This window comes from Weizmannia sp. FSL K6-3076 (assembly GCF_038007245.1).
Classification (GTDB): domain Bacteria; phylum Bacillota; class Bacilli; order Bacillales; family Bacillaceae_C; genus Weizmannia; species Weizmannia faecalis.
On the sequence record NZ_JBBOWU010000001.1, the window covers coordinates 1,621,332 to 1,637,156 of the forward strand.

A 15,825-nucleotide genomic window follows, 5' to 3' on the forward strand; every position below is an offset into this window, starting at 1 on the left:
TTGTCTACCAATCTTCATGCTATCATGAAAGCATATGATTACAGAATATAAAATGCGGGGTGCATGAAAACATGAATAAAGGGAACAGTCCTTCTTACCAACCGAAAAGTGATAAAAATTTTACGGCGCTGATTATCACCGTTTCCCTTATCGCAAATATTATCATTTTGCTGCTCTTTTTTACGAACATCGGTTACAAGGGTAAAGTAGGATTTGATATTTATATTTTGCCGAGGATGAACGCCGTTTTTAACAGCTTTACGTTTATTTTTCTCGTCTGCGCGCTCATCGCCATTAAACGGAAAAATATCAATGTGCATAGAGGATTTGTACTGGCCGCTTTTGCGTCAACGTTTTTGTTTTTGCTTTCTTATTTGACATTCCATTATCTTTCGCCTGAAACGGCAAGATATGGCGGGGAAGGGGCAATCCGGTTCATCTATTTCTTTATCTTGATTACCCACAGTTTTCTCGCGGCCATTATTGTTCCGCTTGCTTTGTTCGCACTTGTGTGGGGATGGACAATGCAGGTGAAAAAGCACAAAAAAATTGTCCGTTGGGCGATGCCAATCTGGCTTTATGTCAGCATCACCGGCGTGATCGTTTACTTGATGATGGCACCGTATTATTAAAGAACAGTACACCAGCCGCTGGTCCGGCTGGTGTTTTTTTTGTGCAACTTTTGTCATAAATTCTTGTTTTTTATCGAAAATAAAAGGCTGGACATGTATAATAATAGGGTACAGGAAGAAGATTTTTGAAGGAGGGGTACATATTTGATGGTCTGGACATTGGTAATTTTATTTGCGGTATCCGTTGTGTTGCTGATCATGTCCATCTTTAAAACGCGGAACCGTGCGAAAGAGGAACAGCAGGAATTGGAAACGGTGCATTTGGCACTCATGGATGAAATCAATCATCTGAAAGACGGCATCCGGACGCTTGAACTGGAAATGGACATTCTTGAAAAAGAAGCCGGCATCCAGCTTTCTGCCTTTGATAAACAGTTCAGGCTTGAAGTGCTGGATTTATATAAACGCAACTACTCTATTGAAAGCATTGCAGAAAAAAAACAAGTGACAAAAGCGGAAATTGAGGAAATTCTGGCCCCGTTTATGGCGGCGAAAAACGAAAGGAGCAAGGTTGCCGGTGGGAATGAATAAATTGAGCAGCTTTGCCGCAGGGATTTTGCTCGCCACGGCTGTAACAGGCGCCGTTTATTTTTCCGAAACAGGCAAAGCAGCGGACAATACGGTGAAAAAAACAAATACGGCTGAAACTGCAAAACTCTCCAACAGCCAGATGAAAGACAAACTAGAGCATGCAGGATATGTCGTTCAAACCAAGGCTGCATATGACAAAGATCTGGCTGATGCGAAGTCATCCGCTGAAAAATCCGCGAAAACCAAAACCGTCAACCGGGTTGTGTTCCAGGTGACGGATGGGATGACGAGCATTGATGTCGGCAAATTGCTTGAGAAAGCTAATATCGTGGATGATGCATTTCAATTCAGTAAAGATGTCGAAAAGAAGGGTGTTGAGAATCATCTTCGCCCTGGTACTTATGTCGTGGACAGCACGATGAGTTACGATAAAGTGATTTCAACCATTTTTAAAAAATAATCATGAAGCTAGCTGCCTGCCGTACTGCGGACCGGGCAGCTTTTTTTGCGCCGTTTTTCCGGTTTACGAAATTTTCACTGCAATAGTATGATTTTAAATGTTAAAATAAAGAAAACAAGGAGGGAAGACAACTGTGAAAAAGACAAAATTAGTAGTTGCAGGCGTTGGGCATGTCGGTTCGTATGTGCTTGCAAATGCGATGAAACTGGGCCTTTTTTCGGAAATTGCTGTATTGGATAAAAAGAAAGGGGTCGCATTTGGGGAAGCGCTCGATTGGAGACATGCCACGGCACTTACATATATGCCAAACACAAGCGTGAAAGCAGGGGATTACTCGGAATGCGCCGATGCGGACGTCATTATTTGTGCAGCAGGGCCAAGCGTGCTTCCGTCGGAAAAAGACGAAATGCCGGACCGGGCAGGGCTTGCCAGGACGAATGCCGCCGTGGTGCGGGAAGTCATGGCAGGGATTACGAAATATACAAAAGAAGCTGTCATCATTTTCATTACAAATCCGCTTGATACGATTGTCTATATTGCTGAAAATGAATTTGGCTATTCGAAAGGGCGGATATTCGGAACAGGCACCATGCTTGACTCGGCCCGCCTCCGCCAGCTTGTTGCCGAAAATTACAGCATTGATCCGAAAAGTGTAACGGGTTATATGATGGGCGAACACGGGTTTACCGCATTTCCGGTTTTTAGCCGTTTAAATGTACAGGGATTCCGTGAAAAAGAACTGGACAGCGTGTTTAAGGGAAAAGAACCGTTGGACAGGGAAGCTTTCAGACAAAAGGTGGTGAAAACTGCTTTTGATGTCCTGAATGGGAAAGGGTGGACCAATGCCGGTGTTGCTGAAGCTGCAGTGACATTGGCAAAAGCCGTGATGCTGGATGAAAAAAGCATTTATCCGGTTTCAGCCACTTTGCATGGTCAGTACGGATATAACGGTGATGTCGCTTTAAGCATACCAAGTGTCATCGGCCGTAACGGGATCGAACAACAGCTTGAAATTGAACTCGATGAACAGGAAACATCCTGGCTGCACGAATCGGCAAAATCGATCCAAAATACAATGGCATCGGTAAAAACCGGAAAATCGTATATTCAGGCTTGATCTAAAAAATCCGCTGCATTATACAGCGGATTTTTTAGGTGAAAACGATTCTGGCCAAAGATAATCTCTGGGTACAAGGGAAAAGGAGTGGCCGGGCAACTCCGCAATGTGATGATTTTTATCTAGTTAACATAATATATATTATAGCTAGTTGAGGAGTAAAACGAAATTTTGTCTCAAAAAAGAAGATTACTTAAAACATTGAGACAGAAACATTTTTTCCGTGAAACACAATCTTTATTGCATCTTTCCATCTCATCAGGATTTCGGTTTGTCCGGTATGCGTTTCATTGATCGTTCCAGATTTATTCCATCACGCAGCGTTGTTGCATTTTCGCACATGCTTTCATTGAGTCATCTAATCTTGGTTTGTTCTTTTATTTGCAATCCCTGCACATTCTTTTGCCTTAAAATTCTTCTTCTGGCTGATTTTCCTATATTTGTGCATGAATGAGCATTCCTCATCGGTTTCATTTTTCGCCTGTTTTTTCTTTAAAATAACTGCAAGTGTTTATCCTTTTTTGATGGTTTTAAACCTGTCTATTGATATAAGTCGATTTTTCGAACTGTTCTTTCCTTTTATTGTAAACCTTTTCTTGCGGTGATACACTAAAAATTGTAAAGAAAAGTAAACGCTTACTTTTTCTAAGAATATATCCATCAGGAGGTATGCATCATGTCAGGCAAAGTTGCAGTGATTACAGGCGCCGGCAGCGGGATTGGCCGGGAAACCAGTTTAACTTTTGCACGTAAAGGCGATTCCGTTGTGGTTGCCGATATTGATGAAGAAAAAGGGCTTGAAACGGTGGAATTGATCAAACAAGAAGGCGGAGATGCTGTTTTTGCCAAGACGGATGTTTCCAAATTCGAAGAGGTTGAATCACTTGTCAATCAGGCGGTTGAAATATACGGGACGATTGATGTGATGTTCAACAACGCCGGAATCGGAACGCTCGGGCATATCCTGAGTTTGAAAATAGAAGATTACTTGCGTGTCATTGATGTCAATCAGCACGGCGTTGCATATGGAATCATTGCCGCTGGCAGAAAAATGCGCGAGCTGGATGTCAAAGGCGTTATTATCAACACGGCTTCCGTATTCGGATATTTGGTCAGCTTCGGTACTTTCCCATATCAGGTTGCAAAAGGCGCAGTCCGGATGATGACCCAAAATGCTGCGCTTGAACTAGCACAATACGGTATTCGCGTCGTCGGCATTGCACCGGGCAGTGTGGATACGCCGATTATACAGGCATATAAAGATGCCGGAATGACACAAAAAATGACAGAACAGCAAATGCGCAAAAAACTGATCCGTCCTGAAGCCATTGCAAATGCGGTTTATCTATTAACGCTTGAAGAAGCAGATGTCATTAACGGAAGTGTTGTCATGCTTGATGACGGCTATGCTTCTTTCAAATAACTTTCTTCATTTGTTTTTTTCACACGTCCCCTATTCCTCCCCGTTCCGTTCAAAAGAGCCTCCTCCCTTTTGAACCGGATGTGGATATCCCCCTCTCTATTTCTTTAATCTTATGGCCACCTGCACGAAAAAGTGAAAATCCAAACGCTATACGATAGCAAATGAACCTTAGCGCAGCGGTTCTTTTTGTCATTTTAGTGGCAAATTATGTTACAATATTCATACAGCTCTCGTTGTGGGTCTGGCTGTCTTCGTCCACTCCTGGGCGATTTGAAAGAAATTACGAGAAAGTGGGAGTATGTATGGGAAGTCAATCATTTACATCAGCGCCGTTAGAGGCAGAAAATCCTTTTTTTCGCCGTGCGCTGTTTACGTTCAGCGGTGCGCATTTTTTAAATGACCTGGTGACAACCGGCATGGTCCCTGCCCTTGTTGTCATGTACAAGCATGCGCTCCATTTGAATTATACGCAATCCACTTTAATTGTGCTGGTTTCTTATTTTACTTCATCGGTCACACAGCCGGTTTTTGGCATACTGACGGACCGGAAACCACGGGTCTGGCTTTTTTCGTTTGGTGTCTTTTTATCGATTGCCGGCCTGAGCCTAACCGCAATTGCGCCATCACTCACATGGCTTTTGCTTTTTATTGCGCTTTCCGGATTCGGGTCAGGCGTCTTTCATCCGGAAGCATCACGCGGCACCCATTTTGCGTCCGGGTATAAAAAAGGATTGGCACAGGCAATATTCCAGGTTGGTGGAAATGCCGGACAGGCTTTCGGGCCGCTTATGATTCCGCTCTTTTTGGTACATACCGGCATACACGGCCTGATCTGGTTGCTTCCGGTTGCTCTTTTATCCCTTATTTTAACCGCCCCTTTACTTGGCTGGATGAACAGCAAAGTGCAAAATATCCAGCGCCGGAGAAAAGAAATCGCCGGAAAAAACCATATTCCCGGCGTCATCCTGCTTGTTCTGGTCATTATTTTGCGTTCCTGGTGCCAGGTCGGGGTTGTCATTTTTCTTCCGTTTTACATGAAACATGCAAGCTTGGAAATGAGCGAACTATTGAACTTTGTCTTTGTCGGGGCCGGGGCACTGGGCACACTTTTTGGCGGCATGATTTCGGACCGGGCCGGCATGAAACGGCTGCTTGTCGTGTCCATGTTCCTTGCCACGCCTTTTGCACTGCTGCTTCCGCATTTAAGCGGCTGGCTGGCTGTACTCGATTTGCTCTGTTTCGGTTTCAGCGTCCTTTCAAGCTTTTCTGTCGGCGTGATCTATATGCAAAAGCTGTTGCCTAAAAATATCGCGCTTGCATCCGGCCTGTCAATTGGTTTCGGGGTCGGCGCCGGCGGGATCGGTTCTGTTTTCATGGGCGGCGTTTCTGATATGTTCGGGGTTGCCAGTGTATTTACCATTTTATCTTTCTTGCCCATGATCGGTGCTGTTATATCCTGCTTCTTGCCAAACGAAAAAAGGCTCGCAAATTAAAAAGTGTTATACACATTTTCGCATGTTTCAGCTGTCGGTTCGTAAAAACAATGCAATTTATACCGGGCAACGAACGGCTGGTCGTACCATGTGGGCGGGCAGTCCCCCTGCGGCCTGAAATACCATAAACTGTATTTGGCGGGCCAATGCCTTTCGCCGTTAATCGCACGTCTGGCCAACCGCCGTTCGCTTTCCCGTGCCCGCTGGTAAAAATATCCGTGAATCACTGCTTCAAAAGCATGCGGCTGATAAACCATTTGCGGAATGGTCCGGAGTCCGATAAAATCCGAACAATTCGCCCTGATCCGGTTTACGCCGACATTGCCGACAAGCAGCATGCCAAGCTGCCCCTCTCCTTCTGCTTCCGCCCTTAAAAGCCGTGCCAGTAAATCGATGTCTGCACTTGATGCCTTTACGACTGCCATTTTAAGCCTCCCTGAATTTGCAAATTGCGCACAAGTTTCGCTTTTTATCTTATGCCGCAAAACACAAAAAGAGAACCCCGCCTGTGTCCGGAATAAATCAAGCACCCGGGCGGAAAACACCGGATGCTTGATGTTTGTTAAATCGGAAGAGTACCGGGCTTTAAGTTTGGGCGCACGGCACAAAAGGGCAATCGGCAGAAACGGATCCTGCAAATTAAAAATTGGTTTCTAAAAATACCGGACAGTGGTCACTGCCCATGATCTCCGGATACATGCCGGCATCTTTTAAACGGCCGGCCAGTCTTTTGGATACGAGAAAATAGTCAATCCGCCAGCCGATATTCCTTTCCCTCACTTTGTTCATATAAGACCACCATGTATAAGCGCCTTCCCGCTCAGGATAAAAATACCGGAACGAATCAATAAATCCGCTGTTCAGCAGCCCGGTCATTTTACCGCGTTCTTCCGCTGTAAACCCAGAATTGCCAACGTTATTTTTTGCATTTTTTAAATCTATTTCCTGATGGGCAACGTTCATATCGCCGCATACAATGACTGGCTTCTTTTTGTCAAGCTCCGTTAAATAGGCCCGCATCCGGTCTTCCCATTCGAGGCGGTAACCGAGGCGGGCTAGATCGCGCTGGGAATTCGGCGTATAAACATTAACCAAATAAAAATCTTCATATTCGAGTGTCAAAATCCGGCCTTCCGGTTCTGTCCGATCTTCGCCGACGCCGTAGCGCACGGAAAGCGGCTCTTTTTTTGTAAAAACGGCCGTGCCTGAATACCCTTTCCGCTCGGCATAATTCCAATATTGATAATAGCCGTCCAAATCAAGGGCGATCTGCCCTGCCTGCAGTTTCGTTTCCTGCACGCAAAAAATGTCGGCGTCCGTTTCTGCAAAAAATGCAAGAAACCCTTTTTTTACACAGGCGCGGAGCCCGTTCACATTCCAAGAAACAAATTTCATCCCCGGTTTCTCCTCCATTGCATTTAAAAGTTCAGCTGTTTTAATGCTTGATAAACCGCAGCGACGTCCGCTTTTCCGGTTCCGTCTGCTTTCGCCCGGCTGTATGTTTTTTCGGCTGCATCCGCCAGTGGCAGCGACATACCGGCTTTTTTGATTTCCTCTTTTGCAAGGCCAAGATCCTTTGCCATTAATTCGAGCATAAATGCAGCCGGAAAATCTTCTTGTAAAAATGCCTTCTTTTTCATTTGGAAAATAGGTGTATTGCATGCAGAAGCCGAAATCATTTCAATCAGATCCTTCTTTTCAAGCCCTAGTTTTTCCCCGAAGAGAATGGCTTCGGACGCTCCCTCGATCGTCAGGCCGAGCAGCAAATTAATCGATAATTTCGCGGCACTGCCTTTTCCGTTTTCGCCAAAATGAATGATGGTTTTTCCTAATACTTCAAACATGGGGCGCACAGCATCAATCTCTTCTTTCCGGCCGCCGGCAAGAATGACGAGATTCCCTTCTTTTGCAGGCTGTACTGAACCCGATACCGGTGCATCAATAAAATGCCCGCGCTTTTCTTCCACCCATTTGGCAAAACGGATGGAATCGGAAGGGCTGACGGTACTCATATCCACGACTGTTTTCCCTTTCGTAAGGCCGGCAAGCACCCCGTCCTCTCCTTGTAAAACGTTTTCTACTGCCGCGGCATTGGTCAGCATCGTGACAATGACGTCTGTATTTTCGGCGATGTCTTTCGGCGTTTTGCAAACGGCTGCGCCGGCTTCAGCTAGTTTTTCCGTTTTCTTAATTGTGCGATTATACACAAACAAATCGAAATGCGCATCTAAAAGGCGGCGGGCCATCGGAGATCCCATATGCCCTAGACCGATCCAACCTATCTTCATGACAAAAGCCTCCATATTTAGACAAATTCACCTGAAAAGCCATAAGCTTTAAAGGGATATTCTGTTCTTATTCTAATGTTAAAGAAAAAATGCGGCAAGAAATACGCAATTTTTGTAGAAATATTTGGTGTTTGTATTGAAGAAAAAAGCGGTATTATACAAGTACAATCGATGTTCGCCAATCCTTGTGTGGGGGGGTGGGAAAAGTGAAAATCAAAGTCGGAAGCTGGAATATGTTAACGCTTCAAGATAAGTTATCGATTTTAAAGGCCATCAGCCGGAGAAACAAACATGGGCATCAGTAAAAGGCGCCAGTACGAAGCAGGCGCCTTTTTCCATTTTGTTTAAGAGCTCCCCGTTCTTTACGGGCATAACTCTTCATACAGCCGGATATATGCATTTGCAGAATGTACCCAGCTGAAATCAAGCCCCATCACCCGTTCAGATAACGACTGCCATGTTTTCGGCTGGTAGCGGAAAAACCAAACGGCCCTTTCAATCGTGTACAGCATATCGTGCGCGTTATAGTTTGTGAACGAAAACCCGTTGCCTTCGCCCGTGAATTCATTGTACGGCTTTACGGTATCTTTCAGCCCGCCGGTTTCACGCACAAGCGGCAATGTGCCGTACCGCATGGCGATCAGTTGCCCGATGCCGCACGGTTCAAATTTGGATGGCATTAAAAACAAGTCACTGCCCGCATAAATTTTATGGGAAAGGGCTTCATCAAAATAAATATGTACGGATACCTGACCTGGATACTGGCTTTCAAGATGCCGGAATGCTTCCTCGTACTGATGCTCGCCTGTGCCAAGAAGTACAAACTGGACATTTAAACTTAACATCTCATGGATCACATGCAGCACCAGATCGATGCCTTTTTGTTCTACCAGCCTTGTCACCATTGATATAACGGGAATGCCGGAATCCACTTGCAAATGGAAGGCTTCCTGCAAGGCTTTTTTATTCTTTAATTTTCCCGGGTAGTCCTCATATGTAAAGAACAGTGCATCGTCTGTTTTGGGATTGTAAGCATCCGTATCAATCCCGTTGATAATGCCTTCCAAGCGGTTGCTTTTCATCCGCAAAAAGCCGTCAAGATTTTCCCCGTAATACGGCGTCTGGATTTCCCGGGCGTATGTCGGGCTGACGGTTGTAATGGCGTCTGCATAAGCAATCCCTGCCTTTAAGTAGCTGACATTCCCGTAAAATTCAAGACCATCCACATGGAAATATAATTCGCTTAAATCGAGCAGATCTGACAGGACACTTTTTGGAAATACCCCCTGGTAGCGCAAATTATGAATCGTAAACATCGTTTTGATGCCCTGGTAGAAAGGATGGCTGGAAAAATGCGCTTTTAACAGTACGGGAATCGGCCCGGTTTGCCAGTCATGGCAATGAATGACATCCGGTTTTTCATTCAAATAAGGAAGGGCTTCAAGCACTGCACGCGAAAAAAAGGCGAACCGTTCGCCATCATCGAAATAGCCGTAACTCCCATGCCGTTTAAAATAATACTCGTTGTCCAAAAAATAATAACGGATCCCCCCTTCTTCCAATGTTTCAATCCCGCAATACTGCTTCCGCCATCCAACCGGCACGGTCAGGCTGGTCATAAAGGAGAGGCGCGCTTTCACTTCAGGCTGTAAATCTTCATATTTCGGCAGGATGACTACCGGATGGATCCCCGCTTTTTTCAAAGCTTTGGGCAATGCCTGGATCACATCGCCCAACCCCCCTGTTTTAATAAATGGTGCGCATTCTGAAGCAGCAAATAATACGTTCATCTTGTCTCCTCCATCAAATGATCTCTTTTTTGGATAATACTGTCGGATGCGACGGGGTCCCGACAACCACCTTATGCTGGGTAACGGCTACCTGCTTGTCTGCGATGACATTTTCCAATACCGCATCTTCTTCCACTTCTGATTTTTGCATGATGATACTGTTTTTCACGACTGTTCCTTTTTTGATTTTTACGCCGCGGAAAATAATACTGTTTTCCACCGTCCCTTCAATTAAACAGCCGTTCGCAATAAATGAATTTTTTACGTCCGCTGTTTGTCCGTATTTTGTCGGCGGCTCATGTTTGATCTTGGTCAGAATTTCCCAGTCGCTGTAAAAGAAAGCGCGGATCGTATCCGGGTCGAGCATGGCCATGTTTGCCGCGTGGTAACTGTCCATGGAGTGGATAAAGATCATATTGCCGCGGTGGTGATACCCCTTAATTTTAAATTTATGGACATTCGCTTTGATCGCATCCCGCAAAAAGTCATATTCTCCGTTTTCATAACAGGTTTGGATGAGATCCATCAGCAACGGTTTTGACAGCACATAGGTTTCCAGGCAGACAAGATCACCCTTTTGCGGAGCGGTAAACAGTTCGATGTCCCGTACGTTGTCCTCTTTATCTACCACTACTTGATGATAGTTCGGTTTTTGGATCGGCTCCCCGTCATATTTTCTGTATACAACGGTGATATCCGCCTGGCTTTTCTCATGGGATGCGACCAGCTCACAAATATCGAGTTTGCTGACGTTGCTTCCCGGCGAGATGATGACAAGGTCTGCCGAGGCCCGTTCAAAGAATTCGCGATGATCATAAAAGCCCTGGATATCCCCCTTCAATTTTGCATCATCGGCAACCGGCGGCAGGATAAACAGCCCGCCGTCGTACCGGTCCAAATCCCATTCCTTTCCGGAACCAATATGGTCTATGATCGATCTGCCGTTGTCTTTCGTAAAAACGGCAACCTGGGTAATTTCAGCATGAATGAGATTGGAAAGTGCAAAATCAATGAAGCGGTATCTGGCGCCGAACGGAACGGAAGCAAGGCAGCGGTGTTTTGTCAGCTCCTTTAAAATCGGCTTTTCATTGATCAAATTGATAACTCCTAGTACGTTCGTCATGTTTCACCCGTCCCTCTTTATAAAACTTCTTTTATTTCCGCTTCTTCGCCGTTTTGCGGACAGCTGTACAACTGAATATCATTTGGTTTTGAAGGCGTGATTTTTTTGCCGTTTTCAATGACGGTGCCGCTTGCAATAATGGCGCGTTCGATGGTCACATTGCTGCCGATCGTGACATTCGGCATGATGACGGAATCCTGGATTGTACTGTTTTTGCCAATATAAACATGATCCGAGATGACAGAATGGAAAACATTCCCGTAAATCCAGCTGCCTTCGTTGATGAGTGCGTTTTTAATATTGGATTGGGGCGCAATATATTGCGGAGGATGGTTCGCATCTCCGGTGAAAATGCGCCAGTCCGGATCATCCAGATCAAATGCCGGTTTTTCTTCCAGCAAGTCCATATGTGCTTCCCAGAAGCTTTGGACCGTGCCGACATCTTTCCAGTAACCTTCAAATTTATAAGCATACATTTTCTTTTTATCTTTCAGCATTTTCGGAATAATATCTTTCCCGAAGTCGTGCGAGGAAGCGCTGTTTTTCTCGTCCTGTATTAAATATTCGCGCAAAAGCTTCCAATTAAATAAATACACGCCCATAGACGCGAGATTACTCTTTGGGAATTTCGGTTTTTCTTCAAATTCAACAATTCTTCCTTCTGCGTTTGTTACCATAATGCCGAAGCGCCCTGATTCCTGCCACGGGACTTCAATTACGGCAATACTCGCCTGCGCCCCTGCTTCCATATGCGATTTTAACAGTTTCCGATAATCCATTTTATAAATATGATCGCCTGAAAGAATGACAACATATTCCGGGTTGTAGTGGTCAATATACTGGATATTTTGGTAAACCGCATTGGCTGTCCCCTTATACCATTCGCCGCCGTCTTTCCCTACATACGGCGGCAGCACGGCTGTTCCGCCGAAATTTTTGTCAAGGTCCCATGCTTTCCCGTTTCCGACATACGAGTTTAAAAGATGGGGTTCATATTGCGTCAGCACACCGACCGTATCAATGCCCGAGTGCATGCAGTTGCTTAGTGAAAAATCAATAATTCTGTACTTGCCGCCAAAAGGCACTGCCGGTTTTGCCAGCTGGGACGTCAAATCCCCGAGCCTTGTTCCCTGTCCGCCTGCTAAGAGCATTGCCATCCATTTCTTTTCTGCCATTATTTTTTGCCACCCCTTTGCCGTTTTTTTGATTGCTTTTTAAAGATCAATGCACTGAGTGGGGGAATGCTGATTTCCATACTGTATGGCTGGTTATGAAAAGGCTCCTTATCCACTTGGATTGCTTCTTTGTTCAACAAACCACTGCCGCCGAACCGTTCATCATCCGTATTGAAAATTTCGATATATTTCCCAAATGAAGGCACGCCGATTCGGAATTTGTCATATTTGATTTTTGAAAAATTACAGAGGACGATGCAATAATCCCCTTTCCGCTTCCCTCTTCTCATAAAAATTATGATGCTCTGCCTGCGATTATTCGGATCAATCCATTCAAAACCTTCAGGGTCATGGTCCAAGCGCCACAAGCTTCTTGTGTTTTGATAAAATGCGTTCAAGGCTTTTGTAAACTGAAAGAAGGTACGGTGCGTTTCAAAATCCAGCAGCATCCAATCCAGCTGCGTCAGGTCTTTCCATTCGTCAAACTGTCCGAATTCGCTTCCCATGAATAATAATTTTTTACCCGGATGTGTCATAAAATAAGCATAAAGAAGGCGTAAATTTGCAAATTTTTGCGGGAAATCCCCGGGCATTTTATTGAGCAGCGATTTCTTCCCGTAAACCAGTTCATCATGCGAAAAAGGCAGTACATAGTTTTCCGAAAAAGCATAGTACATGGAAAAGGTGAGGAGATCATGGGCATCAGGCCTTTTTTCCTCCGGTGTCTGCATATAGGTGAGCACATCATGCACCCAGCCCATATTCCATTTATAATTAAAACCGAGCCCGCCCGCGTAAACCGGCGCTGTTACGAGCGGCCACGATGTTGCTTCTTCTGCAATCATTAAGGCATGCGGAAACATTTTAAAAACGGCTTCATTTAATTTTTTGATAAACTCGACAGCTTCCAAATTGACATCACCGCCATATTGGTTTGTCAATTTCTTTTCGTCTCCCCTGTCATGGTTTAAATAAATAAGAGAAGAAACTGCATCCACCCGGAAGCCATCAATATGATAAACGTCTATCCAAAAAATGGCGTTGGAAATAAGAAAACTGAAAATTTCAGGTTTCTGAAAGTCAAAATTGTATGTACCCCAAATCGGCCGTTCTGCCATGTCAGGGTCTGCAGGCTCGAACAGCGGTGTTCCGTCAAAGCGCCCGAGTCCGTGGGCGTCTTTGCAGAAATGGACGGGAACCCAGTCTAAAATCACCCCGAGGCCGTTCTGATGGCATTTGTCGATAAAATACATGAAATCTTCCGGCTTCCCGTACCGGCTTGTCGGTGCATAGAAACCGGTAATCTGATAGCCCCATGACCGGTCAAACGGATGCTCCATCATCGGCATGAGCTCGATATGCGTATAGCCATGCCCGGCAATGTATGGGACCAGTTCGTCTGCCATTTCACGGTAGGTGTAAAAATCGCCATTGGCTTTTTTCTTCCATGAACCGAAATGCATTTCATAAATCAGCATCGGCTCGTGGTACGGATCGGATTTTGCTTTGTGGCTCATCCATTTTCTATCCTGCCACTGATATGTGCCGGGATCATAAATGACAGATGCCGTTTTCGGACGCACTTCCGAATAGAACGCATATGGATCCGCTTTAAAAAAAGTGTTGCTGGAAGGCCCTGTAATTTCATATTTATACAGCTCACCCGGCGCGAGATCCGGAATAAACAACACCCAGATGCTCGAATCTTTTAGTCGTTTCATTTGGTGTTTGCTGCCGTCCCAGCCGTTAAAATCGCCGGCTACGGCAACGGCTTGCGCATTCGGCGCCCAAACTGCAAACCGCACGCCCTTTTTTCCTTCATACTCCATGACATGTGCCCCGAACAAAGTATAGCTTTCGTAAAGGGTGCCTTCGTGGAATAAATAAAGCTCGAAATCAGTGGGCAGGACTTGTTGCGAATACTTAACTGAGTTTTCCAATGTCACACCTCCGCTATTTCAGCATACTTTTACTATTCGTTATGAATTTTACGAATCCTGCAAAAAAAGCCGTCTAATTTTGTCGAAATGGAAACAATATGATTTTATTTGCAAATTCGTCATTCCGTTTTTCAATAGACGCCCATGCTGCAGTGAACGCTGCATCAGTGGAAAAAGAAAATCAGCCGGCGTATATTTTCAGAATAGAAAAAAGCTGTTTTAAATGCGCCGCATTGGTTTGACATGCAATGAATATGCGGGTCGCGACTTAAAACAGCTTAAAATCGGCTGTTCAATTGTTTAACGGACGTCCATTGTTTTGAAGAACTGGTACGCCAAAGAAACAGACCAGGCAAGCGGTTTATTTCCATTCGGCACGTACTTGCCGCCGATATAAAGTTCCGGGATTTCCCAATTTTCCGTAATGATGCTTTTGGTTTTTTCCACATATTCATTTGCCTTATCATACATACCCAGTTCATAGAAACATAAACCAAGCCATGGAAAACCAAAGCACCATTCGGCTTCGGCGCCTTCATTATAGTATTGGTCGTTGACATAGCGGATCACGCCGTATTTCCGTTCAAGCGTTGTGGTGACATCTTCCAGTATTTGAAGCGCCATATCTCGGCTGACAATCCGGTAAGGGTAAATGAGAGACAGTAAAGCAAGGTCGGTCGGTTTGCCTGCGCTCTCCCGCGGCAGCAGTTTATAAAGTGTTTCTTCCCCTTTTTCAATCAGCCCATCCTCCACATGCACGAGCATCCTGACTGCTTTTAAGCCGGCAACGCATGCCCCGACACTTGAAGCATGCACTTCCATATTCTCTTCCCACATCCCGTTATCTTCGGCCTGCCAATATTCCAGACACTCGAGATAGTCAACCAGTTTTTGGATAATCTCCAAATCTTTCTGGCTGCGGATGATTTTTTGGCCGTGGTGGACGCCTTCCCCTACGCCCCAAAGGAAAGCACCGATAGCATCGTTTTGGGCATGGCCCCATTCTTGCGGGAGTTCCTCGAGGTCAGTGGAATAGCGGGCGTGGATATATTCGTATAAATACCGTGGCCTTTTCTTTGTATGAATGTCAATTTTCCACTCATAGCGGATAAACAGATCAAGCAATGCCTGGTATGCTTTTTCATAATACGGGGACGGCGTGGCTAAAAAAGGCAGAACGGTATATACGACATCTCTGATCCAAACATAATGGTAGTCGGAAGACAAACTGGCGGTATAGGCACCGTTTGGCAGGCGCATCCGGTCAATGACCTCAACAGCTTTTTCGATGTTCATCAATCTTCACCTCCAAAAAGTTGATCCATACCATTAGTGTTGGCAAGAGGCTGATCCTTTTATAACCATTCCAACATAACTCCCCTGTTTTAAAGCGCTTTCAAGAAGATCTTTGCTTTTTGCAGATGCATTCAAGCCGGGAAAAGCCGTGATTTGACAAACGGCGTTGCTGCCATTGCCAGCCATTTCTTTTCCTGGACGGTTGTTTTTTATATATTATGTCTGCATTTGTTGGATGATTATATAGAAAGCCTAATCAAGCCCGATTTTTTTGCCCGTTTCTGCCCGCTTGAATTCCGGCATCCCGGAGTTTTTTCCGTTCCTTTCCCTTAAATGCTTGTTTTGGTTTTTGTTTTTATTGTGTTATCAGCACACAGTGTAATTTGATTATTTAGGCGCGGCATGGTTTCCAATTTGGCATAATTGCGGCTTTGATCATTTTCTGTTATTAGTACAATGTGCCATACGTACATCTTAATCTTGATATGGATGGGGAAAATGTGACAATGTATGAGTTTTTAGCACATTGTGTCTTTTGATTTTTTTGCTCTGCCTTT

General features: G+C 45.0%; 14 protein-coding genes. 6 read left to right on the forward strand and 8 right to left on the reverse strand.

What is annotated here, in order from left to right; all coding sequences use genetic code 11:
- Window positions 1-71: 71 nt before the first annotated feature.
- The 6 genes from NSS95_RS07495 (at window position 72) to NSS95_RS07520 (ending at window position 5,656) form a co-directional block, all read left to right on the forward strand.
- Complete coding sequence (locus NSS95_RS07495; RefSeq protein ID WP_014098288.1) at window positions 72-632, forward strand: DUF420 domain-containing protein; 561 nt, start codon at window positions 72-74, stop codon at window positions 630-632.
- Between the two features lie 147 nt (window positions 633-779).
- Window positions 780-1,163: a hypothetical protein gene (locus NSS95_RS07500; RefSeq protein WP_014098287.1), complete on the forward strand. Its 384-nt coding sequence runs from the start codon at window positions 780-782 to the stop codon at window positions 1,161-1,163.
- A complete protein-coding gene (locus tag NSS95_RS07505; RefSeq protein ID WP_026683417.1) occupies window positions 1,156-1,623 on the forward strand; it encodes an aminodeoxychorismate lyase in 468 nt (155 codons plus the stop codon). The genes NSS95_RS07500 and NSS95_RS07505 overlap by 8 nt, the downstream gene beginning before the upstream one ends.
- A gap of 133 nt (window positions 1,624-1,756) precedes the next feature.
- Window positions 1,757-2,740, forward strand: a complete 984-nt coding sequence (locus NSS95_RS07510) for an L-lactate dehydrogenase (protein WP_014098285.1) — start codon at window positions 1,757-1,759, stop codon at window positions 2,738-2,740.
- Between the two features lie 676 nt (window positions 2,741-3,416).
- The gene (locus NSS95_RS07515) at window positions 3,417-4,163 is read left to right on the forward strand and encodes an SDR family NAD(P)-dependent oxidoreductase (protein WP_061565759.1); all 747 of its coding nucleotides are present in this window, start codon (window positions 3,417-3,419) and stop codon (window positions 4,161-4,163) included.
- A 302-nt stretch (window positions 4,164-4,465) separates the two neighbouring features.
- Window positions 4,466-5,656 carry an MFS transporter gene (locus NSS95_RS07520; RefSeq protein ID WP_014098283.1) on the forward strand — a complete coding sequence of 397 codons (1,191 nt, stop codon included), beginning with the start codon at window positions 4,466-4,468 and terminating at the stop codon, window positions 5,654-5,656.
- Here the strand turns inward: NSS95_RS07520 and NSS95_RS07525 are convergent.
- The 8 genes from NSS95_RS07525 to NSS95_RS07560 all read right to left on the reverse strand — a co-directional run bounded on the left by NSS95_RS07525 (window position 5,653) and on the right by NSS95_RS07560 (window position 15,268).
- Window positions 5,653-6,081 carry a cell wall hydrolase gene (locus NSS95_RS07525; RefSeq protein WP_035189861.1) on the reverse strand — a complete coding sequence of 143 codons (429 nt, stop codon included), beginning with the start codon at window positions 6,079-6,081 and terminating at the stop codon, window positions 5,653-5,655. The two genes, NSS95_RS07520 and NSS95_RS07525, sit on opposite strands and share 4 nt — an antisense overlap.
- A gap of 214 nt (window positions 6,082-6,295) precedes the next feature.
- Window positions 6,296-7,051, reverse strand: coding sequence for an exodeoxyribonuclease III (locus NSS95_RS07530; RefSeq protein ID WP_014098281.1), 756 nt, complete (start codon window positions 7,049-7,051; stop codon window positions 6,296-6,298).
- A gap of 23 nt (window positions 7,052-7,074) precedes the next feature.
- The gene (locus NSS95_RS07535) at window positions 7,075-7,944 is read right to left on the reverse strand and encodes an NAD(P)-dependent oxidoreductase (protein ID WP_035189855.1); all 870 of its coding nucleotides are present in this window, start codon (window positions 7,942-7,944) and stop codon (window positions 7,075-7,077) included.
- A gap of 362 nt (window positions 7,945-8,306) precedes the next feature.
- The gene (gene glgA, locus NSS95_RS07540) at window positions 8,307-9,734 is read right to left on the reverse strand and encodes a glycogen synthase GlgA (protein ID WP_017550405.1); all 1,428 of its coding nucleotides are present in this window, start codon (window positions 9,732-9,734) and stop codon (window positions 8,307-8,309) included.
- Between the two features lie 13 nt (window positions 9,735-9,747).
- The gene (gene glgD, locus NSS95_RS07545; RefSeq protein WP_035184828.1) at window positions 9,748-10,857 is read right to left on the reverse strand and encodes a glucose-1-phosphate adenylyltransferase subunit GlgD; all 1,110 of its coding nucleotides are present in this window, start codon (window positions 10,855-10,857) and stop codon (window positions 9,748-9,750) included.
- A gap of 17 nt (window positions 10,858-10,874) precedes the next feature.
- Window positions 10,875-12,032, reverse strand: coding sequence for a glucose-1-phosphate adenylyltransferase (locus NSS95_RS07550; protein WP_014098277.1), 1,158 nt, complete (start codon window positions 12,030-12,032; stop codon window positions 10,875-10,877).
- Window positions 12,032-13,972, reverse strand: coding sequence for a 1,4-alpha-glucan branching protein GlgB (gene glgB / locus NSS95_RS07555; protein ID WP_035184826.1), 1,941 nt, complete (start codon window positions 13,970-13,972; stop codon window positions 12,032-12,034). The genes NSS95_RS07550 and glgB overlap by 1 nt, the downstream gene beginning before the upstream one ends.
- 300 nt (window positions 13,973-14,272) lie before the next feature.
- Entirely contained in the window at window positions 14,273-15,268 is a 996-nt protein-coding gene (locus NSS95_RS07560) for a glycoside hydrolase family 15 protein (RefSeq protein ID WP_035184824.1), read from the reverse strand.
- Window positions 15,269-15,825: the final 557 nt, after the last annotated feature.